We start from the raw sequence: 23,204 nt of genomic DNA, 5'->3' as shown, positions 1-23,204 counted from the left end.
GGTATAAAAGTCCATTTGTCAATATAAAAAATTAAAATCTTTCATTGCTATAAAAGCAACGAAAGATTCAGTCATAAACTAGGTGGTATTCTTTTTTTTGAATGCTGCTCAAAAGCATAGGCTATTTTTAAAAGTTTAGGTTCACTAAAAGCTTCTGCTGCAAATGTTATACCTATAGGTTTACCATTTTGCAAAGTACCACCTGGAACAGTTATAGATGGATAACCTGCTTTAGCTACAATTTCAACACCTTTATAATTTGGAAATAATAAAGCATCAAGATTGTGCTTAGACATCACTTTGTCTATACCATCTTCTTTACTTAATTTTATATCATTTAGCCTTGAAACAATATAATCTAGTTCTGTTAATGTTCCAGACGTATTATTTGAAGCAATTAAATCTGTTTGTCCATATTTTAACATTTTTTCTGGATCTTTATTATTGTACTGAATTAATTCTTCTAATGAATGCACTGAAACATTATGATTCAGGCGTGCTAAGTAATTATTTATCCCGACTTTAAACTCATATAGCATAACTGTTTTGCTGTTAATATTATTTGCAGTTTGTATTTCTATATTATCAATAATCACTGCACCTTGTTTTTTTAATAGTGCTAAATTCTCTTCAACCAGTTTTACTTCTTCAGATGTTAAGCTATTAAAAAAATGTTCTCTTGGTACACCAATTCTAACACTTTCTAATCCATTCCTATCAAGAAATTGTGTGTAATCATTATGAAGTTGGTCTCTGCTAGTATAAGTGATTGGATCATTTTCATCCACTCCCACCATGCCACTTAAGAGAATTGCTACATCTTCTACGGTTTTGCCCATTGGTCCAGCCACATCTTGACTATGAGATATTGGTATAATACCTGAGCGACTTATTAACCCTACTGTAGGCTTTAAACCAACAATACCATTATCACTGGCTGGACTTATGACAGAGCCTGAAGTCTCTGTACCAATGGCAACAGTACAAAAGTTTGCTGAAACTGCAACACCTGATCCTGAACTTGATCCCCCAGGACTTAAATTTCCTGGGTCATAAGGACTTAGTACTTGTCCTCCTCTAGAGCTGTATCCAGGGGGCATGCCTTCTGTCATAAAATTTGCCCATTCCGTCATATTTGTTTTTCCCAATATAATGGCTCCTGCTGTTCTCAGTTTTTTTATTAGATAAGCATCTTCTTTTGCATAGTTATATTGAAGTGCTAAAGACCCTCCACTAGTATGCATTTTATCCCTTGTATCAATATTATCTTTTACTAGTACTGGTATTCCATGTATTAGCCCTCTTATACCTTGCTTTTCACGCTCATAATCTAACTTTTCTGCAATGTGAACAGCATCTGGGTTAATTTCTAGTATTGAATTAAGCTTTGGACCATCTTTATCCAATTTGGCTATTCTTTCTAAATACATTAATACCAATTCTTTAGAAGAAAGTATATTGCTTTTAAACCCTTGTTGAATATCTGAAATGGATGCTTCTTCTATATTAAAATACTTTGTCATTGACTCACCTTCCTTATAAGAAGTTCTTATAAATAAGTATTGCACGAATTACTGACTTAAATACTTAAATATATGAATAATAACTACTTCTTTAATACTCACTTACTTAATATAAATAGAATAAAATAGATATTAGGTATTTTTTTTGAGTATGTGTTACAACTATTTTTATAAGGGGGCTTTCTTTTATGCACCACAGAATGATACCAACAGGGCAACACCAATTACCACTCTTACCTTATCCATATGATGCTCTAGAACCTGTTATTTCTGAAAAAACATTACGTATCCATCATAACAAACATCATAAATCCTATGTAAATGGTTTAAATACCGCTGAAGTTAAACTGGCTGAAGCTCGAAAAAAAAATGACTTTGACAATATAAAACATTGGGAAAGAGAGCTTGCTTTTAATGGCTCAGGTCATATATTACACAGTATTTATTGGACCAACATGGCACCATTAAACCAAGGCGGCGAACCTGGACCACTAACAATGGAACAAATCAATCAGTACTTTGGATGTTTTGATAGCTTTAAAGAACAATTTAAAAAAGCCACTGAAAAGGTTGAAGCATCTGGTTGGGGCGTATTGATTTGGAATCCAGCTTGGGATAGATTGGAAATATTACAATCAGAGAAACATCAAAATTTAACTCAATGGGGTGGTATCCCAATTTTAGTTTGTGATGTATGGGAACATGCTTATTATCTAGAATATCAAAATGAGCGCAAAACCTATATAGATGATTGGTGGAAACTTATAAACTGGAATGATGTTGAGAAAAGACTGGTTATGGCAATGGATGGTAAGTTGCCTCTAGAAAGAGGAAAAGAAGTTATTCAATCTTCAGACGTTTTTCATTCGCATTTTAGAAAATAAAACTTCTAAAAAAAACAACAAAGATTATATATCATCTTTGTTGTTTTAATTTTTATTCATCAAAACACTGAGCTGCGTTCTATTTTTCACTTCTAATTTTTCCATAATGATTGAAACAATATTTCTAATGGTACCTTCACTTAGAAATAATTGTTGACTTATTTCTTTATTGGTTAACCCTTGAGATACAAGACTTAGTACATCTTTTTCTCTTGGCGTCAATTTATCTATAGATGGCAAATCTGGCGTCGTCAGTTTTTTCAACACATCACCGTCTAATACAGCAACACCTGCAAATAATATGCGTAATTTTTCCCCAATATTTGTGATTTTATCCGTTTTTAGTAAATACCCTTCTGCCCCAGCTTGTAATGCCAACTGAATATTCTGTTTATCCTGAAAAGTTGTAAGCATCATAATTTTTATATGTGGAAGCTCTTTTTTTATTATTCTAGTTGCTTGTACACCATCTACCCCCGGCATTCTTATATCCATTAACACAATATCCGGCTTAGTTTTTTCACATAAAGCAATGGCTTCTTGTCCATCATTTGCAGTTCCAAGAACAGTGATATCTTCTTCCTTAGATAAAGTTAATTCTAAGCTTTTACATATAAGTTGATCATCATCTACAATGACTATGTTCATAAAAATCCCCCTTTAGGCTCAATGGGTAATACGCAGATTAAACGAAATCCATCCGACGTATCTGTAGATATATTTCCGCCAACTGCGCCCACTCTATGTCTTAAATTCCTAAGTCCAATCCCTGATAGATCCTTGTTATTCTTAATACCATTATTTTCTACACACAACCTTACTATGTAAGGAGTTATGTCTAAAGTAACATTTACTTTTTTAGCCATAGAATGTTTCATTATATTTGTTAGAGCTTCTTTCAAACAAGGTTCTAAGATATTCCACAGATAGATAGGAACCTTAGAGGAATCCCCAAAAACCTTGAATTCGATGGGGCAAAAAGTAAATTCACTACATAATTTATTAAGACACTCTATTCCAACTTCTGTCAATGGTGTTAGATCATGAACTGTATACCTTATTTTTTCAATACCCATCTCTAACCGCTTGATAGATTCTTTAAACATTTCTTTAATTTCTTTTGAATCATTGTCAATTAAGCTCTCTATAACCTGTAAAGACATATAGGCAGCAATAATTTCATGTCCCGCATTATCATGGATTTCCCGGGAAATTCGACTTCTTTCTGAGACTTCCGCCATCCTTGCAACTTGAATGTTGGCAGTAAGTAGCTCATCTTTTAAACTTTCTAATTCCCGTCGTTTTTGACTATTAAAGTCGATTTGGGCTAAATCTTTATTTTTCTGCGCCTTCCATTTCTCTAACAAAAAACCTACAAAAAGACTCTGAATAAGCATTACCATCAATGGATAATCTCCTTGTACAAAGACATAAATAGCAATGGGCAATACCAATAATCCAATATTTATAAATAATGTATTAAACACTATAAGTACAAGGCCATATAAACCATAAGGCCAAATAACTGAAACACTAATACAAACCAGCACATCAATTATTAATGTCCAATGCAACTGATTAAAACGCCAACGCAATAACATCATATTAACAATAAATAACGTGAAAAAGAATCCTACTATGGTGCTGTCTGTTCTTATCCACAGCAAACATAGTAAGATTACACCAATAAGTCTATAAATAGTCCCATATATCTCAGGGGAAATAAAAGTTTCATTATCATTCATAAAAGCACCTTCAGTATTATTCTAATCGGCGTTTGCTTCCAAATATAATAAATGCACAAGTAAACATTAGTAAGGCAACTATTGATACCATAAATATTTTCACTTCATTATTGGTAATGGCAAGTAATCCAATTGATACCCAATACGTTGGAAAAACCATCCCAATCTTAGCTAAAACATCAGGCAACGCCTCAATAGGAACAAAAATCCCACCTAACAATGCCATCATTGTGACTATTATACTAAATACTGCATCAGAGGATTCTTTATTTTTAAATAAAGAATTCCAAGCCAAAGTAAGCCCAATAGAAGCTGATCCAAAAATAGTATAACATAAAAAATACTGTACTGACAAAATTGTATTCCACTGATATAAAAATGAACCTATAAGAATCACTATAGCTATTTGAGCTGTCAATATAAGTTGATAGGCAAGTAAATTCTCCACTAAATAATTATACTCCTTTATAGGGGCTGCATATATCCGTCTTATGGTCCCTGAAACTCTATCTGTCATAACCCCTTGCACCAATAGAAAGGCTGTTGACATGATAACCAATGATAAAAATCCAAATCCAAACCCGGCAGGATTTTCCCCAACCCATAAAGGACGTATTAAGATTAATCCAATAGGAAGTAATGAAACAGATAACACCGTTCTTTTACTTCGATAAGCCCTAAGAAGGGCAAACTTGAAAACTGTCAAGCCAATTTCCTCCTTCCTAATAAAGCAACTAATAGGCCAAATAATACCACAATTAAAAATAATCCTATCAAGCCGATCCACACATTTGTATAAGAAGGTTCTATAAAGCCTGATGACATAATAGCCTTATGGCCTAGTGCATAAGGGGTGCCATACTCTCTCATAAATGTGAAAAAAGCATTATTAGGCAAGTCAAACATAAGTCCACCGAACACGCCCATTCCCCACGCAATCCCCCAAGCAAATGTTTCTGCTATTCGTAAATTCTTTACATAGAAAAATAATATAATATTAAGAAACATAGAAAAAATTGACATCAATATAACAACAGATAAAGTAACACCAATGTTTCCCCAATAAGCATCAAGAAAAAAAGTGGTAATACCAACAACTAATACGCCTTGTATAATCATAAAAACTGTACAAGCTACAGTAGCTGCAAAAACTAAAATATGGGTTGAGCATGGTAAGGATCTAAGACGCCATTTCATATTTTTATTGAAATCAAAATCCAAATAGTTAAGCAAATAAATACCACTCATTGAAAGAAACATCAATAACATCCCAGTACCAATATAAGTATTCGCCATATTATATCCATTGTGATAAATTTCCTCTGTTGCATTTTGAGTATAGACCATGCCTAATATTACAACAAGAAGGACTGGTAAACCAGTAAAAATTGCCAGACCAAAAGGGTCTCTTGTTAATCTTGTAAAATACTGTTTAAATGCTACTAAAAACAAACTAGAACTATTCATATTACTTTTCCCCCTCATCTCTAAGATTTTTACCTGTTAGAGTTAAGAACACATCTTCAAGGGTTGGTTTATCAGCAGAAATATTGGAAACCCCACCTTTTTCTTGGGCCACAGAAAGGACTCTATTTAAATTCCCATACCCTGCTCCTGAGATAATAATATAATCCGATCCATCTCTAATGACATTTTTAACACCTTGGATGCTTTTGAATTTTTCTGTTAGACCTTCAGATGGATTTTCAACGGTTATATTGATTTTTTCTTCATGTTGTATGCGTTTTATTAACTCTTTTAAAGTTCCTCCTGCTATGATATGACCTTGATCCATAATCAATATCCTTGTAGAAATAGCTTGAACTTCCTCCATATAATGAGAAGTATATAAAACTGTTGTACCATTCTCTGCGAGACGCTTTACAGATTCTAATATATAATTTCTTGATTGTGGATCTATCCCTACAGTCGGTTCATCCATAATGATAAATTCTGGTTGATGGACTAAAGCACACGCAATATTGAGCCTTCTTGACATACCACCTGAGAATTTTTTAGGGAATTTTTTAGCATGCTCTGTTAATCCAACAAACTCAAGGGCCTCACTTACCCTCTTTTTTAACTCTGTTCCTTTTAATCCATATAACCCACCGAAGAATTTAAGATTCTCTTCTGCTGTTAATTCATCAAAAACTGTAACTTCTTGAGTAACCAATCCCATTCTTTTTTTCACATTTAGATTATTAACATGTTGTTTATCATTAAAAATCAAAATATCTCCAGCGTCAATACCAATAAGACCTGCAAGTGCTCTTATGGTGGTTGTTTTTCCAGCCCCATTAGGTCCTAATAATCCTAAAACTTCTCCTTTGTTTATCTCAAAGCTTACATTATCTAATACTACTGTATCACCATATCTTTTCACTATGTTTTTTATACTTGCTAGCATATGAATACCTCCAAAATTATTGTTAATTATGGCTTTATTATATAATCACTTTTTCTTTTCTAATAGTGACAAATGTCATTATAAAGTAATTTTAGGTTTTCTTCCCTTTTTCTTATCAAGCATTGTAGAATTTAAAATCAAGCCTGAAACCAATCAGTAGACTATTCTTTAAATTCACACATTTTACATCTTTTCCAATATATGTTAGGGTCATATTATAACAAATATAGTTCATTTAAAAGGGGTGATAAATATGTCTTCCAAAAAAGAAATACTTACACCATCTGCAAAAATAGCACTTATCCCTATTGTTGTCGTCATCGTTACACTAACCCTTTCTGTTTTTATATATGATGCTCAGCCTCATATTGCACTTTTTCTTGGCGCAGCAACTGCTGGCTTAACTGCATTTTTATATGGCTTCTCTTGGGATACCATTCAATCCGGCTTTACAGAAAGCATACATAGAGCAATCCCTTCATTAATAATACTCCTTATTATCGGTATGATCATTGGCGTATGGATTGCTAGTGGTATTGTCCCAGCACTTATTTATTATGGTTTTAATATCTTATTGCCCAACTGGTTTTTACCCTCAATACTTATTTTATGTAGCATTATGTCTGTTATTACAGGCAGCTCTTGGACGACAGTAGGAACGATTGGAGTGGCAGCCATTGGCGTTGGACAAGGTTTAGGCATTCCAGCCCCAGCTATTGCAGGAACAGTTGTCTCTGGTGCATTCTTTGGTGACAAGCTATCTCCAATGTCAGATTCTACTAACCTAACTCCTTCCGTATTAGATGTGGACCTTTATGTTCATATAAAACACATGCTATATAGCACAGTTCCTAGTTTTATAATCGCCCTTATATTGTATACCCTTTTAGGGATTTTTCTTACTGAAGGAAGTATCGATACTGACTTTATCGCAAACTATCAAACCATCATTAGAGATAATTTCACCTTATCCCCTTGGCTATTACTTCCACCTACTGCAGTTATTGGTCTTATTCTTTTTAAAATCCCTGCTATACCGAGTTTAATTGTTGGTGTTGTATTAGGTGGTTTTATTCAAGTTGCCATCCAAGGACAAAGTGTAAATGAGTTTTTCCATATATTATATGATGGATTTACTATATCTACTGGTGAAGAAGAGATAGATGCCCTATTATCAAGAGGTGGTATGGCCAGTATGTACAATGTTGTTTCATTAGCCCTTATAGCATTAGCTTTTGGTGGCATTATGAATAAGTGTAAGATGTTAGAGTCCATAGTATTAAAAATGTCAAAATTTGTTAAAAGCACAGGTAATTTAGTAGCCACTACATTAGGGACCTCTATATTATTAAATATCTTTAGTGCCAATCAATATTTAGCTGTTATTCTACCTGGTCAGATGTTTGAGGATTGTTATAAAGGTCAAGGTCTAAAACTTAAAAATCTTACAAGAGCCTTAGAAGGTGGTGGCACCTTAACAGCCCCTTTAATACCTTGGAATAGCAGTGGTGTTTTTGTCTATTCAGTTTTAAGTATTAATCCCCTTGTTTATGCGCCCTATGCCATTATCTGTTGGCTTACTTGTATTATCGTTGGTCTCTTTGGATATAGAGATATAACTATGGAAAAAAGCTACAAAAAAGAATAGTAGCTGATTGTCTAATTCAATCAGCTACTATTCTTTATCACTTCAATTTACCACTCACTTTATAAACATCTTCTTCCTTAAGAGGCTTTGAAAAAAGATATCCTTGTATTTTATGGCACTGATTTCTTTTTAGATATTCTAATTGTTTCTCCGTTTCAACACCTTCTGCAACAGTATTTAACCCCATTTTCTTAGCTAAGTAAATAATAGACTCTGTAAGATTGTCTACATCATCCATTATTTCTATATTGTCTATAAAGGATTTATCAATCTTTAATGTTGTAATTGGAAGTTGTCTTAAATAGCTTAAAGAAGAATATCCTTTCCCAAAATCATCTAAGGCAATGTGAATTCCCTTTTCCTTTATCTGTTCCAGTTTCACAACTATGGTATCAAAAGATTTTATCAACATGGTTTCGGTAATCTCAATTTCTAGTAAAGAGGGTTTTAAATTTACTTCTTCCAAAACATCTCCCAGCATGTCTACAAAATCATCTTGTAACAATTGTAAAATTGAAATATTAACTGATATTATATGTTCCTTTTCCATATAAGCATTGTATTTTTTTATAAAATTACAGGCCTCTTTTAACACCCATATCCCTATTGGAATAATCATATAATTTTCTTCCGCAACGGAAATAAATTCCACTGGCGACACAAAGCCTAATTCTGGACTATTCCATCGAATTAGAGCTTCAAAGCCTGTAATCTCATTCTCTTCTTCTATACTATACTGAGGTTGATAGTGTAGAACAAACTCATTGTTTTTCAACGCATTTACTAAATAATTCTTTATGGTCATTTTCTGCACTGCTTCTTCATTCATTTTCTTTTCATAAAATACAAAGCGATTTCTACCATTTTCTTTAGCTTTATACATAGCTAAATCTGAATGCTTTAATAACGCCTCAAAACTTAGACCATCTTCAGGAAACCTTGCAATCCCCATACTTCCTGTAATATGTAGTTTTGTATTATTGATTTGATAACTTTTATTCAGTAGTCTTAATAATGAAGTACAGTAATCATTAATTGTTGATTTTTCTTCTGAGTCTAATAATAGGATCACGAACTCATCCCCACTTAATCTTGAAACTACAAATTTATAATCTTTAACTGAATTTAATCTTTTGGACACTTCTATAATTAATAAATCTCCAAAATTATGGCCAAATGTATCATTTACCAACTTAATATTATCCAAATCCAAAAAGATAAGCGCCGCTTTACGTTGTTGAATAACAACCTCCCTAAAATGTTGAATTAAGTTTATTCTATTTGGCAAATTGGTTAAAGGATCATAATAAGCAAGTTTTGAAATTTTTTCTTCGCTCTCTTTTTGTTCTGTTATGTCTAAAAATGCAGCCACTAGTCTATACGGTTCATTACAATGCCAAATAACTTTTCCAAACAAACGTATCCAACGCTTGTTTTCTCCTAATAAAATACGAAACTCACAATTAAAATCTTCTTTCTTGTATGTAAGCTGCCTCTCAATAAGGCTTGTTACATATTCACAGTCTTCTTCTAAAATTAAATGGTACCAAATATCAATCATCTTACCTATTCCACATATATCATACCAATTCTCTGAGTAATAGTGAGAGCCTTCTTCAATATTCCAATCCCATATACCTATTTGGGCAGCTTTTACAACCAATTCATAGCGTTCTTCACTATCTTTAAGTTGATCTCTATGAAATGCAAGTTGATCAAACTGACTTTTTAATTCCTCTTCAGAAGCTGCAAGTTCTTCATAAACTGCTGTTAACTCTTCATGTTGATTTTGAAGGTTTTTCTGGGCAAGTATCATTTCAGAAATATCCATACCAATAAGTTCTATCTTTTCCCTTGAATCTTCTAAACTATTTTGGCTCCATATCCCATAAATACTTTGACCATTCTTCCCAATTATTTCTAATTCAAACTTAGAATGGTCTTTTTCTTTGTTTAAAATGTTCCTAATTTTAATTTGTTCATTTTCTTGAACAATATCATAAATTCCTTTTTTACCAACGACTTCATCTTTACTATAGCCTGTTTTATTAACTGCGTGCTGATTGAATTCATAAATTTTACCATTCAAATCAAAACCAATGACAAGTAAACTGGCTGTATCAATTGCATTTTTTGAAATGATCTGTTGTTTATTAAGCTTTGATTTTAAATATCTTAAATAGTAATTTAAAACAATTAAAACAAGTAATGTACTTATAATACTACCAAGAATAATTAATAACAATTGTCCGATGCTACCGAACACATCTTTTTTAGCTGATGTTATTACTAATATCCAATGTGTGTCTTGAATATGGGCATACCCCATAAACCGATTATTCTTCTCATAATGATAGTTTTTTGCACCAGCTCTTCCTTCTTCTATTGCCTGTGTTATCATTTTGCTTTTTTCATTTTCCCCAAAAACACTTAGATAATTTATGCCTTGGTGTACATATTCTCTCTCTCTGTGGGCAAGAATTGTTCCTTCTTTATTCAAAATCATGGTGTCACTATTTTCACCAATTTTTATACTATCTGTAATAAGACTTAATGCTTCAATGGCATACGTCCCATATAAGACATATTCTATTTTATTTTGATAGTAAACAGGAACTGCAATTGTAATGACATTACTTCCATCAACACGACTAATCATAGTCTCCGATACATATGATACGCCTCTTAGTGCATGTTGAAAGTAATCCCGGTCTCCAATATAAAGAGAGGCCTCATCTGTTGTTCTAGAATAACCTTCTGTATCTGCAATACTTATTCTTAAATAGGAATCTGTTATAAAATATTCATTAAGTAATCTTACTTTTTCGTTTATAGGTACATTGGGATTTTTTATTTCTTCAACTTTTGCTAGGGTTTCAAGAGTACTCAACTTAGTACGGATTTCTCGAGAAACAATTTCTGATCCTTGTATAGCTAATTCTGTCAACGAAGATGCTACATAATTAGATAATCTACTTGATGCAGAATAATAAATAATACCACTTATAACCAAAGAAGAAATTACAATTATCAATAAACTTATAATTCTTTGCTTTATTTTACTTTTGTTTTTCATTTGTTTCATACCGACTCCCCCATACTATCTGTATATATAAATTATCAAGCATCACCTTATAGTACTATAGTACTAATTATTTTCTAACAAAAGCAATTATATAATAATTATAATCGTAAATACCTTAATTTTCAATTATATTTTTTGAATTTCGACAAAATTGTCTTTTCTCTTATTATTAGAATTAGTAGTTAGAAAATCATAAATGCGCCCTTTTAAGGAAACAATTATTTCACGTGTTTCCTTAAAAGGGCGCATAACATTTTTCTAGATAATCTAATCTTTGATAAAAATTGTAATTGCCGTTATGTTATCCATATATAAAGTTGCATTACAAAATGCTCTTTTAACAAGTAAATCCAACCATTCCTTAGGGGTTTGTGATTTAAACAAATCTACTTCTATTTCTCCTTCTATTACATGTTCCCATAGTCCATCTGTACATAATAAAAAAGCACTAGGGATCTTTTTTAAATATCCACTATTCATATAGGTGATTTCTGCCTTATTCCCAAGAACACTATATAGTTTATTTCTGTCAGAATTATGTCTTATATCCTTATAGTCTAGTTCATCTATATCTACTAACCGTTGACATAGACTATGATCTTTGGATTGAAAGACGATATGTTTATTAGATAACTGATAAAGTCTTGTATCCCCTACACTCACATACATAAATACTTCCTCTGTTAAAAGAAGGGTTAAAATGGTTGTTTTAATGTCCTCCCTTAGATCCATTTGTATTTGATACTCAACTAAAGCTCTATTTGCTAATTTTGTTAATGCTTCTAATGACTCGATTTTATTGTCTTCCATTTTGCTAATATTCTTACGAATAAAATCACAAACAAACCTAGATGCTTCTTCTCCCTTTTTATGTCCTCCTAACCCATCTGCTAATACAAATAGATGTCTCCCCTCTTCTTCTAAATATGTAAAGGCATCCTGGTTTTTTTCACGATCTCCCCTATGGGTTAAATACGCCCAATCAACTTTCATTATTTCCTCCCTTTATTCCCCCAAATATTCAATTAGTACAGTTGACATATTGTCTTGATCAGGCAAGTTATAATTGATAACCTTCTCAATAATACTTCCTACAACATTATTAGATTCAGTATTATTTAACACCGATTTAATATCTTCTTTTGATAAACTCTTGGTAATCCCATCTGTGCAAATAAATAATTTGTCATACTTTTTAAGTTTATATGGCTGTAAATTGTAGTCTATTTGATTTAGTACCTTTTGTCCCATATAACTGGTTATATTTTGACATTGAGCATCAAAAACTGCTTCAGCTTTAGTGGTTTCTTCTGCCATAACCTTTTCTAGAAGGAAATTAAAATAGTCATGGGTTTCATTTAATTGGATTAATTCATTATTTCTTAACATAAAAATTCTGCTATCCCCTACAGATAACCAATATAGATACCCTTTCTTTATTAAACAAATAATCAAAGTTGCTCCCATAGGCCCCTTTTGTAATGACTCTTGGAAAAGATTATATGAAATGCTATAAACCTCTTTTTTTAATGCTTCTATATCTTTACAGATATCTTTCATTTCTAATAGTTTCTTACTCATTTGAGAAACAACGTATCTACTTGCATATTCACCGTAATTTAATCTACTCATTCCATCTGATAGTAATGCAATACAGTCTACTTTATTGCCATCCAAAGGTTCAAGAATAGATATACTGTCTTGTTGGATAGCTCTTTTACCAATATGTGTACCAATCAAATACCTTACCTTTTTATTTCTTGTCTTAATAATGGAAAAAGCAAAACCACCAACAATAACCCCAAATAATAATAAAGACAAAATGAACAAAAAAATCCCTGCATAGGAGTTCACCTTTTTTCCCCCTCTATATATGCCATAATGGATTATAATGTATATGTACTAATCACTATATTATATTTATGCTTTTGTGGTACTAAAAAGTATGTATTTTAAATATTTACTAGTAACTCTTTTATAAATTTATGTGTGTTTTATATCATAGTAAATTTGTCAGATTATTAATTTCTCTTAACAGTTTTAATTCTTGGAGCTTGTAATACTTCTATAAACCAGTGATAGGTAATCGTACTATTATGATGGATGATGGTGAAATTATTATAGATATAAAAGGAAAAGAGCGAAGTAATATGACAGTAGAAAAATTACTTGCTTTCTACTCTAAGGAAAGAAATAAATCATTAGCAAATGATAGAATGTTATTATCGTAGAAAACAAAGGGACTTCTCATATGAAGTCCCTTTGTTTTTTCTGAAACAGCCTTGAATAATAATTTTCTAATAATTAATTTTTTTTATTACACTACCTTATTTTCAACATTATTTAGTTCTTCCACGTTTTCCTCTTCCGCTACTTTATTCGCAAATGTTCTTCCATATTTATATATGATATAACCAGCTAAAATAATAAGCAAATAGCCTACAAAACTAAAAACATCTGGCATTTCAGAGAAGAAAATCAATCCAAGTATACTTGCAAATATAATATTGGCATAAACATATATAGAAACTTCTCCTGCCGGGGCATATTTGTATGCATAAGTTAATGTGAATTGCCCAACTGATGCAAATACACCTGCCCCTACAAGTAATATAAACTCAAGTAAAGTTGGCATTATAAAAATTGGAATGGTCATAATAGCTGTAACGATTGTAGAAATTAAAGAAAAATAAAACACAACTATAAAAGCATTTTCTTTTTTGCCCAGATAACTAACAAAAATATAGGCTGCACCAGCTGAAACCCCTGACAATAGCCCTATAAAAGTATTAAAATAATTCCCAAAATTAAAACCAGGTTTGATAATTAAAAGCACACCTATAAAAGCCACAACTACAGATAATACTTGATACCTCTTTATTTTTTCTTTTAAAAATATGGCCGCAAAAATAATGACAAAAAACGGACTCAATCTATTGAACATACTAGCATCAGCAAGTAACAAATGATCTATACTATAAAAGTAAGTTACTAAACCTATAGTCCCAAAAATACTTCTACCAATTAAATACCTTCTATTTTCTTTTTGACCCCATGGACTTTCTTTTCTATAATACAGTACCATTATCACTACTATTAAACTAATGAGATTTCTAAATAATGCTTTTTCAAAACTTGGAATATCTGTTACAACTTTTACTAAAGCACCCATAAAAGCAAAACTCAGAGAAGATATTAACATTAGCACAACTGCCTTTGTTTTATTATTTTTAATCATCTCGTCACCTTTCTCTACTGTATTAATTTTTAGTGTAATTTAATTTTATGTTGCCTTCCCTATCTTTACCACAATGAACCTAACCCTTTATCACGTCATTGGTCTATAATACCACAATTTATGCTTTATTTACAGTTTGAAGAGCCTTTTCCCTTAATTTACATCCAAAAATATTGATATATTATGGTATTAAAAATCCCTTATATAACACTTATACAAGGGATACATATGATTTATTCACTATATTTTCTAATGTTAAAAGGTACTATCTGTTATATTTATATGACTAACTTTCGATAAAACACCTTCTTCTTCTGTTGTTGTTCTAATAAATACATTGGACATAGTCAGACCTTTTACATTATGGCACTCTATACTTTTTTTTGCAGATACATCTATATTTTGTAATGTTATATTCTCTAATGCATTTTCTGGTAATCCATAAACTCTTATAGCAATTTTAGCATTTTCGCCAGTCAAATTACTAATATTTATGTTCTTAAAATCTGGTGGTGTGTCCGTATTTGGAATAACTGTACTTGACCCATAAAACATATTAATTTGAATCATTTCATCTTCCATATCGGTTATATGTATATGATCAAACCATATATTCTCCACAAATCCACCTCTTCCACGCATGGATTTAAGTCTTATACCTCTCTCACCACCTGTGAACTTACAATGATGGGCATAAATATTACGCACGCCACCTGACATACCACTACCAATCACTACACCACCATGACCTTCATTCATATGACAATTCCTTATAACAATATTCTCACATGGTTTGTTAACTCTCCAGCCATCTTCATTCATCCCCGAATTAATAGCAATACAATCATCCCCTGTTTCAAAATAACATTCTTCTATGAGTACATTTTTACAGGAGTCTGGATTTATGCCATCTGTATTTGGCCCATTGCTTTCAAGCTTTAGTTTTCTAATAATTAGATTTTCGCAGTAAACAGGATGTATGGTCCACATAGGGCCATTAATAACTGTAATCCCTTCTATAAGGATATTCTTACTGTTTATAGGTTGTATAAATGCTGGTCTGAGTGCGTCTTCTTTTGTACCAAAAATTCTTTCTTCTACAGGTATATTATTGTATTCTGCTCCTACAAGTTTCTTAGCTGCTTTTTTTTGAAGCTTTTTCCATTTCCACCATCTTTTCCCATTCCCCACAAGAGATCCCTGGCCTGTAATAGCAATGTTTTCACACCCATTAGCGTATATTAGTGGGGAATAATTATAGCACTCCACACCTTCCCATCTTGTAAACACAACAGGTAAATACTCTTCGAATTGATCACTAAACTTAATTATAGCATTTTTTTCTATGCGCAGATGCACATTGCTTTTTAAGTGAATTGGACCAGTAAACCATTCTCCTTCTGGAACAATTACAGTACCACCACCATTTTTTTCACAAGCTTCGATAGCTTGTTTGAATGCTTCTGTATTGCTGTCCTTTCCATTTCCCTTTCCTCCAAAGTCTTCAATATTAAACCTATCACTTGGAAATAAAGGTACTTTAATTTCTTCCATATCAAATTCTGTTCCGTAAAATCTTTTATCCATTCTACTCACTCCCCATTATTTAATATTTTTATAATATAAAATGATATCTTCATAACTTCCATCTTTAAGCAAAAACCCTTGAGGTATTGTTCCAAGCCTAGAAAAACCTAGTTTCTTATATAAGCAAATTGCAGCTTTATTATTTTTTACTACTGCATTAAATTGCATTATCTTAAATCCCAATTCTTTAGCTTTTGCTAAGCTATGTACCACTAATTTTTCACCAATATTTTTTCCTCGACAACCTTTTTTCACGCCATAAGATGAATTACCAATATGGCCACATCTGCCAATATTATTTGGGTGTAATATATACAGACCAACTATTTCATCCCCTTCAACTGCTACCCCTGTAAAAGATTGAGATGGGAAAATTTCTCTAGCAGTTTTTATATCTATTACATCCATTTGTGGAAAGGCATTTCCTTCAATTACTATATCATTCCATATTTCTATCATAAAAGGCAAGTCTTCATCCATATATTTTCGTACTATAATATTCATAGCTTCACTCCAAGGTAATATATTTTAAGTCCATCTTAGTCTTGTATATAATTATACTATGTTTTGAAAGATAAACTCAATCTAAAATCTTATTAACCTTGTAACATGCCTTTCCCTACGCTACAGACACAAGGTTTCAATAAAAGTCTAATCTCCAAATCCTTGCAAGCAAGTTTGCGAATACTACTTATCATGTATAAAGGCACTCTAAGAAAGAGTGCCTTTATATATCATCAATTGTATTTATTTTTAAGTACTATGTACTGTCATAAAAAAATATTATCCTATAACTATTCTACAATACTTTTTATATACTCCGTAATTTCACTTTCTTCACAATTAGCAAAGAAATATTCTTTAAACTTAGCACCACTAACGGCTGTTTTTAAGAATTCTTGATCAATGTTTTTTAAGATAGTTAATAAGTCAACATGTGTTACTTTCTTAACTTCATCTAAGATTTTTTTATTTCTTTGTTGTGGCTCAACTCTATCTACTGGATATCCTTGACCTTTTTCACCTTGGAATAATTTCTCAAAAATGTATTGAAGATTTAATTCAGCTCCCCAACCAAATCCTTTTGCAAAAGGTAATGATACTGAGTTACCATCGTTAATTTGAGCAAATAAGAAAGCATCAGCAGGATCTACTATGTGTCCGCATAATACTCCTGGGAATGCGTTAGCTGCTAACATAGCACCTTCACCAGTACCACATCCTGTAACAACAAAATCCGCTGCTTTTGTTTCTAATAATATTGATGATAATAAACCACACATTACATATGTTAACTGAGTTTCATCATCAGCTGTATACATACCATAATTAAAGACCTCATGACCCATAGGCTCTACAACTTTTTGTAAAGTAGTATAGATAATTTCATTTTTTGCTGCTTGGCTATTTTCATTTATTAAAGCTATTTTCATTTAAAACCCTCCTTTTTTTATTGCACAATATTATTATATAATAGATACTCGCTTTTTTCCATCCTAAACCAAGATGCCAGTTTAGGGTTTTCTTGTGCATTATTGATAACTTATTTTTGAATCACTTTATCTTATCTAAATTTACATTCTTTTGAACTGATTTTAAGTGACATTTGCACAAAGTTTTATTTATATATGGGAAAAAAATACAAATCACGTAGTGATATACTTATAATATATTTTCTAAATCAAGATCCATTTTTGACCTTTCTTTAAATAAAGGGTTTAACTCAATGGCTTTTTCTAAATCTTTCTTGGCCATTTCTTTTTCACCCAATTTTGCATAGGAGCAAGCCCTATTATAATATAAGAAACCTGTTTCCGGGTTGTTTTTTATACCTACACTTAATGTCTTTATGGCATTTTTGTAGTCTTTCCTTTCTATATAGATAACAGATTTATTAAGATAAGAGAAAGGGTAATTAGGGTCCACCTCTATAGACTTATCATAATATTCAATAGCTTCTTCTCTTCTATTTAGCCCTTTTAGTATTACACCTTTATTAAACAAAGATCTAAAATAACCAGAATGAATTGATATACTTTCATTTACCATTTCAAGAGCCATGTCATATTCTTTTAATTCTTCGTATATGGCAGCCATATTATTAAATGCAATATAATCATCTGCTTTTATTCTTACAACTTTTTTATAATATTCAATGGCTTTATTTTTTTCTTCTATCTCATCATAAATATTGGCAATATAAAAATAGGCTCTATCATATTCAGGATCATACTCTACAGCTTTAAAATAATTTTCTAATGCTTTATCTTTATTGCCTAATTCATCGTAAACAATTGCTTTTCCATAATAAGCACCTGCATATTTAGGTTTATATGCTATAATTTCATTGTAAATTTTTAAGGCTTCATCTTTGTTTTCTAATTCATCGTTTATTAAAGCTATATTAAATAATAAGTCTATTTTTTCCTCAATATCATCATTTATAAAACCCAATGACTTTTTATAAAAAACAAGAGCTTTTTCTAGTTGTCCTTCTATATAAAAATTTTCTGCTATAATTAGGTAGTTTCTACTTCTATTATCATCTTTAAGTCCTTTTACCATATCTAAAAAACTCCTCAAAACTTTGTATAATAAATTGAAAAATGCAATCTACAAACTTGTTTGGATTTGGAAACTACATTTTCAGCGAAACTTGTGTCTCTAAAATTAGTAAGAGGCATAAGTTGAGTTATATAAATATCTTACCACATTTTTTTGTATTTACCAAAGGTATAAAGGAAAAATGCAACTGCTTTTAAAAAAGAGCAATTGCATTTTAAAATTATTATTTATGCAAACCGTTGTATAAAGCATTAAGCAATACTCTATTTGGGTCATGGCTTAATTCCCAAATCATTGCACCACCTAATCCTTGTTGTTGAATGTATTTGGCTTTTAATCCTATAGATACTTCATCTTCATAACTGATAAAAGTTGATCCATTAAACAACCAGGGCACCATTGATTCAGCATGGTAATAACGTGTAAAGTCGGGATTATTCAAATAATTTGCCTCAACATTTCTGTAAGTAATAGATGACCCGCTAGAATAGGTTTGATATAAACCATTATTTATATTAGGAACATTGTTATAGATATATCCATAAAACGGAACACCCATTACAAGTTTTTCTTTAGGGAATCCTGCATTTACCCAAGCATTAATACTTGAATCCACACTCCATTTATATTGTGGAGAGGCATCTTTATTGTTGTATAAAGGGGCATTAAAATCTGTATATTTATCCCATGTACCGTGGATATCATAAGTCATTATGTTTGCAAAATCAACGTATTGATGAATATTATGTAATTCCGTATTGTTTACATACCAACTGCCTGCTGCTCCTGCAAATGTTAGGATATAGTCTTTACCATCCATTGCGCTTCTTGCATCTAGTTTTTCACGTAATGTTTTTAATAGTAAAGTAAAGTTTTGTTTGTCTTCAGGTCTTCTAACATTAGTAGATAATCCGCCACTTACTGGATATTCCCAGTCAATATCCACACCGTCAAAGCCGTGTTTAACTATAAAATCTACAACACTATCTGCAAAAATATTTCTTGAAGTTTCAGTTAGTGCTGCATCAGAGAATCTCCCTGACCAAGACCATCCACCTACTGCAATGATGGTTTTTAGATGTGGATTTTCTTGTTTTAATTCATTTAACATAGCGAAATTTGATGGATCCCTGTCAGGATAACCCATTGTAATTCTTAGGTCACTACCAATGTTAGCAAATGCATAATTAATATGGGTCAGTTTCCTTGCATCTATTTTATCTGGCGTGAACCCTGAATAGGCAGCCCAAGCGGCGTAGTAACCAACGACACGTGTTGTACTATCTGGTGTTGGGTTTTCTACTATCGGTTCTTCTATTACTGGTTCTTCTACTACTGGTTCTTCTACTACTGGTCCTTCTACTATTGGCTCTGGTTCTTGTGAAGTTTCTTTTGTTTTTACTGATAAAACATTACTGTGGGCAGATATGCTTCCTGATGAATCAATTGCTCTCAAAGTAATATGATATGTTGTTTCTGATGTTAAACCATTTAAAGTATATGTAGTAGATGTTGTATTATCTGTAAATATATTGTTAACATAAATATCATAAGATCTTACAGGCGGCCTATCATTGGGAGCCGTCCACGTAAATGAAATGGATGTGTCTGTTACACCAGTTACCAATAGATGAGTCGGTGCTGATGGCCCCTTATTATTGGGTTTTGCAAAGATGTTATAACTGAATACACTAGTAAACACCATTACAAAGGCAAGTATTAGAGCAACTGTTTTTTTGTTAGTATATAGCCCTTTTGTCATACAAACAACTCCTTAAATTTATATTTATCAATCAGTAACTTATTTTTAAATGTTAACAATAATTCTATATTATGTCAACCATTTTGCCTTAGGTATTAATCACTATTAGTGCCTATTTGCGCGTTTAGCTTGCTTTTGAATTGAAAAAAACGCCTACATAAGTAAGCGCTTAACTTTAGTTAAATATAAAATCATATATTCTCGGGATTAATGCATTCGGGTTAAATAAAAAAGGTTCTCTATTAGGAAATAATAAAACCAACCTAATAACCCAAGTAACCAATAGTACGATTATGCCTATTGCAATTAATGTATTAAGACATTTTTTATTATCTCTTATGGGTTTTATATACAACAAAGGTAATAATAATGGTAATACAAATAAAGGATGATACCAAAAAGCATCTGCTATATTGCCTTTAAATAGACTTATAAAAGCCCTTGTCATACCGCAGCTAGGGCTTGGTATTCCAGTCGTGTTATAAAACATACAAATGCTAATATTTAATAAAAAGCCTGTAACAATACTTATTACACCAATAATACCAAGGATGAGTACTAACTTTAGCGGATTCGGTAAAGTTCTCAAATTTGATTAATTTTAGATTGAATAATAGCATTAGAAATAATACCCAATCTAAAGATGGCTAAAATTAAATATAAGATTGAATCATCGCTTGCATGTTTATTGGCTTTAAGTTCGGCTTTGTATATTCTTTTTCCCATTTTATAATACCAGTAAAAAAAGTATAAACCACAAGTTACTATACCTAATAAAATTTCTACTCCCGCACCTTCTCCATCAGCATCATCTGTAAATTTTATCAAATCATCTGCCATTGAATACATCCATATTAAATTATAGATCCCACAAGTAATAATTGATAGAAGAATTGATACACCTATACTTCTTTTTTCCATATGCATACCCCCATTTTTTTATCTTGCTATTATTTTACCATTTTATACAAATGTATATCAAGTAGAAATAATTTATACTAAAAAAAATCCCCTTTTCTCAGGGGATTTCTTTTATCCTAAACTACCTCTAATTTTACCCATTTTTACTATCCATTCGTTTAGAATTTTCTTTTCTTCTTCTATGTCATTAAATATATCTTGGTCTTTACCAATTAAGTGTAAGATGATTGGTCTAGTAGATTTTAGTAATGTATGATAGAAATCATTGTCTTCATCAATCTCATTATTAATCTTCAATATGTCACAAGCTAAGTTATAATCTTCTTCATACTCTAATCTAGCTTCCTCTGATACAACTCTTTTTGACACATTTATGTTGACATACTGTGAAGCAAACACTAAATCATTTTTCAACGAAGGATAAAATTCTATAAGTTTATCAATGCCTTCTTGACCAAATTTTTCCTTTAGCTCTTTTAATCCTCTTCCAACGCCTATAAATTCTGGTGGTATACCCATTGTATACATAGACGCAGTGAATGAAATTGCTCTTGGAACAGCACAATGTATATCTGTATTAATATTAAGAAGTTCTTCTTTTAGTTGGGGGTCTTTTACCATACTAGCAATTTCGTTCATATCTGCAACTTCTCTAACATAATCTAATCCTGTTTTTATTGCAGCTAGTCTATCACGGTTTTTAGGCATAAATATAGCAATTTTTTCTATTGTTTCAATTACTTTGATAAATGTACCAATATAATATTTAGTGAAGATGCCTATAAACTCTTGCATTAATAACATATCTTCTTCTGTGAAATTTCTTTCCTCAGATTTGGATATATTTTCTTTTAAATTGTTTACTGCCAATTTTGTTTTATCTTCACCGTGGTCATATCTTAACCCAGATTGAATTGTAAATGTTTTAATGCCTGAATATGTTTTATACATATTCTCAATATTTTCATTTGTAAAATGTCCTCTGAAAGGTAGTGACCCACATCCTAATATAGGTCCCACATTGACATTGTTCTTTCTACCCCATTGATGGGTTTTCTTTATAGCAATTAAAAGAGATAAAACGGCTGAAACCATTCCATACGACATAGCAGAGTCAGATCTTGCAAACATCATTCTCATATCTTCAACTTTATGCCCTTGATCCAAACTACCTTTAAAATACTCATCTAAAATAGCCTCTACATTTACTAGCGCTGGAACAGTTTCAATAAGTGGTATTACTTTGATACTGTTTAGCGGGAATTTTATATCATAGTTTTTGTTACCTAATTCTATAACCGAATTAATTCTTTCTTGAAGTTGAACAATTTCTTCCCCTGTTTCAACCATTGGTACAATGGTTTCTACAATAGGTTGTACAGAAGTATGTTTATAGGCTAATACATTTGTTTCTATTAATGACATAATACTCATTAACTGTCTAAAAACAGGTTCTTTCTTTGCATTTGGAATTCTTGGTGTTATACACACGTCTTTTCCTGGTATTATACCTTTGTTAATTAATCCTAAAGTTATTTGTGATGTTTGATGGTATGGCGTCAGTTTCCCTTCAAAATCAATCATGATTTCTTCAATCCCTAATCCACCATCATTTTGTGTTATTAGTCCCTGTATTGCTTCTTCTGGTTCTTGCTGTATTGGTATATATTTATCAGCATTATCAGGATGCTGAGTTACCATCGAACTTGGAAATTTTCTCATTTTTTTACCCTCCATTTTTTATTTAAATATATATAAAACCATTTTATTGGTATTGTCCTTTTACTAATTCTAAATATTTTAACCATATTACACGAAAAAATCCAATATCAACTA

21 protein-coding genes are annotated in these 23,204 nt (G+C 31.6%); 3 read left to right on the top strand and 18 right to left on the bottom strand.

Annotation, left to right across the window (positions count from 1 at the left end; translation table 11 throughout):
* Window positions 1-71: 71 nt before the first annotated feature.
* The gene (locus tag EDC18_RS03350) at window positions 72-1,523 is read right to left on the bottom strand and encodes an amidase family protein (protein WP_132250288.1); all 1,452 of its coding nucleotides are present in this window, start codon (window positions 1,521-1,523) and stop codon (window positions 72-74) included.
* Between the two features lie 188 nt (window positions 1,524-1,711).
* On the opposite strand from EDC18_RS03350, the gene EDC18_RS03345 reads away from it, so the two are divergent.
* Window positions 1,712-2,407 carry a superoxide dismutase gene (locus EDC18_RS03345; protein WP_132250286.1) on the top strand — a complete coding sequence of 232 codons (696 nt, stop codon included), beginning with the start codon at window positions 1,712-1,714 and terminating at the stop codon, window positions 2,405-2,407.
* Window positions 2,408-2,452: 45 nt separating this feature from the next.
* Here the strand turns inward: EDC18_RS03345 and EDC18_RS03340 are convergent, their stop codons facing one another.
* Genes EDC18_RS03340 through EDC18_RS03320 form a run of 5 tightly spaced genes read right to left on the bottom strand, consistent with a single transcriptional unit; the run spans window position 2,453 to window position 6,562 of the window.
* Entirely contained in the window at window positions 2,453-3,055 is a 603-nt protein-coding gene (locus EDC18_RS03340; RefSeq protein WP_132250284.1) for a response regulator transcription factor, read from the bottom strand.
* On the bottom strand, window positions 3,052-4,152 hold the full coding sequence (locus tag EDC18_RS03335; protein WP_132250282.1) for a sensor histidine kinase: 1,101 nt from the start codon (window positions 4,150-4,152) through the stop codon (window positions 3,052-3,054). Before EDC18_RS03335 ends, EDC18_RS03340 begins: the two co-directional genes overlap by 4 nt.
* Before the next feature lie 16 nt (window positions 4,153-4,168).
* Window positions 4,169-4,858, bottom strand: a complete 690-nt coding sequence (locus tag EDC18_RS03330; protein ID WP_165878461.1) for an ABC transporter permease — start codon at window positions 4,856-4,858, stop codon at window positions 4,169-4,171.
* Window positions 4,855-5,619, bottom strand: a complete 765-nt coding sequence (locus tag EDC18_RS03325) for an ABC transporter permease (protein WP_165878460.1) — start codon at window positions 5,617-5,619, stop codon at window positions 4,855-4,857. The genes EDC18_RS03330 and EDC18_RS03325 overlap by 4 nt, the downstream gene beginning before the upstream one ends.
* Window position 5,620: 1 nt before the next feature.
* Window positions 5,621-6,562, bottom strand: coding sequence for an ABC transporter ATP-binding protein (locus EDC18_RS03320; protein WP_132250277.1), 942 nt, complete (start codon window positions 6,560-6,562; stop codon window positions 5,621-5,623).
* Window positions 6,563-6,815: 253 nt separating this feature from the next.
* On the opposite strand from EDC18_RS03320, the gene nhaC reads away from it, so the two are divergent.
* Entirely contained in the window at window positions 6,816-8,210 is a 1,395-nt protein-coding gene (gene nhaC / locus EDC18_RS03315) for a Na+/H+ antiporter NhaC (RefSeq protein WP_132250275.1), read from the top strand.
* Between the two features lie 37 nt (window positions 8,211-8,247).
* On the opposite strand, the gene EDC18_RS03310 is transcribed toward nhaC, so the two are convergent.
* The 3 genes from EDC18_RS03310 to EDC18_RS03300 all read right to left on the bottom strand — a co-directional run bounded on the left by EDC18_RS03310 (window position 8,248) and on the right by EDC18_RS03300 (window position 13,149).
* Window positions 8,248-11,295 carry an EAL domain-containing protein gene (locus EDC18_RS03310; protein ID WP_132250273.1) on the bottom strand — a complete coding sequence of 1,016 codons (3,048 nt, stop codon included), beginning with the start codon at window positions 11,293-11,295 and terminating at the stop codon, window positions 8,248-8,250.
* Between the two features lie 267 nt (window positions 11,296-11,562).
* A complete protein-coding gene (locus tag EDC18_RS03305; protein ID WP_132250271.1) occupies window positions 11,563-12,288 on the bottom strand; it encodes a PP2C family protein-serine/threonine phosphatase in 726 nt (241 codons plus the stop codon).
* 12 nt (window positions 12,289-12,300) lie between these two features.
* Window positions 12,301-13,149, bottom strand: coding sequence for a PP2C family protein-serine/threonine phosphatase (locus EDC18_RS03300; protein ID WP_165878459.1), 849 nt, complete (start codon window positions 13,147-13,149; stop codon window positions 12,301-12,303).
* Window positions 13,150-13,391: 242 nt separating this feature from the next.
* On the opposite strand from EDC18_RS03300, the gene EDC18_RS14840 reads away from it, so the two are divergent.
* Window positions 13,392-13,526 carry a hypothetical protein gene (locus tag EDC18_RS14840; RefSeq protein WP_279230895.1) on the top strand — a complete coding sequence of 45 codons (135 nt, stop codon included), beginning with the start codon at window positions 13,392-13,394 and terminating at the stop codon, window positions 13,524-13,526.
* An 86-nt stretch (window positions 13,527-13,612) separates the two neighbouring features.
* Here the strand turns inward: EDC18_RS14840 and EDC18_RS03295 are convergent, their stop codons facing one another.
* The 9 genes from EDC18_RS03295 to ppcA all read right to left on the bottom strand — a co-directional run bounded on the left by EDC18_RS03295 (window position 13,613) and on the right by ppcA (window position 23,090).
* Window positions 13,613-14,533 (bottom strand): DMT family transporter, encoded by a 921-nt coding sequence (locus tag EDC18_RS03295; protein WP_132250267.1) that lies wholly within the window; start codon window positions 14,531-14,533, stop codon window positions 13,613-13,615.
* Window positions 14,534-14,788: 255 nt separating this feature from the next.
* Window positions 14,789-16,120, bottom strand: coding sequence for a glycoside hydrolase family 28 protein (locus EDC18_RS03290; RefSeq protein WP_132250265.1), 1,332 nt, complete (start codon window positions 16,118-16,120; stop codon window positions 14,789-14,791).
* A gap of 15 nt (window positions 16,121-16,135) precedes the next feature.
* Window positions 16,136-16,624 (bottom strand): GNAT family N-acetyltransferase, encoded by a 489-nt coding sequence (locus EDC18_RS03285; protein WP_132250263.1) that lies wholly within the window; start codon window positions 16,622-16,624, stop codon window positions 16,136-16,138.
* Window positions 16,625-16,914: 290 nt separating this feature from the next.
* Window positions 16,915-17,553 (bottom strand): RpiB/LacA/LacB family sugar-phosphate isomerase, encoded by a 639-nt coding sequence (locus tag EDC18_RS03280; protein ID WP_132250262.1) that lies wholly within the window; start codon window positions 17,551-17,553, stop codon window positions 16,915-16,917.
* Window positions 17,554-17,782: 229 nt separating this feature from the next.
* Window positions 17,783-18,685: a tetratricopeptide repeat protein gene (locus tag EDC18_RS03275; protein ID WP_132250260.1), complete on the bottom strand. Its 903-nt coding sequence runs from the start codon at window positions 18,683-18,685 to the stop codon at window positions 17,783-17,785.
* Window positions 18,686-18,908: 223 nt separating this feature from the next.
* Complete coding sequence (locus EDC18_RS03270) at window positions 18,909-20,447, bottom strand: glycosyl hydrolase family 18 protein (protein WP_132250258.1); 1,539 nt, start codon at window positions 20,445-20,447, stop codon at window positions 18,909-18,911.
* 175 nt (window positions 20,448-20,622) lie between these two features.
* A complete protein-coding gene (locus EDC18_RS03265; protein ID WP_207669153.1) occupies window positions 20,623-21,036 on the bottom strand; it encodes a DUF2752 domain-containing protein in 414 nt (137 codons plus the stop codon).
* A complete protein-coding gene (locus EDC18_RS03260; protein ID WP_132250256.1) occupies window positions 21,033-21,368 on the bottom strand; it encodes a DUF4234 domain-containing protein in 336 nt (111 codons plus the stop codon). The genes EDC18_RS03265 and EDC18_RS03260 overlap by 4 nt, the downstream gene beginning before the upstream one ends.
* Window positions 21,369-21,479: 111 nt before the next feature.
* Window positions 21,480-23,090 carry a phosphoenolpyruvate carboxylase gene (gene ppcA / locus EDC18_RS03255; protein WP_132250254.1) on the bottom strand — a complete coding sequence of 537 codons (1,611 nt, stop codon included), beginning with the start codon at window positions 23,088-23,090 and terminating at the stop codon, window positions 21,480-21,482.
* Between the last annotated feature and the right edge of the window lie 114 nt (window positions 23,091-23,204).

The organism is Natranaerovirga pectinivora (assembly GCF_004342165.1).
GTDB lineage: Bacteria > Bacillota > Clostridia > Lachnospirales > DSM-24629 > Natranaerovirga > Natranaerovirga pectinivora.
This window is presented reverse-complemented; position numbering and strand designations above follow the sequence as displayed.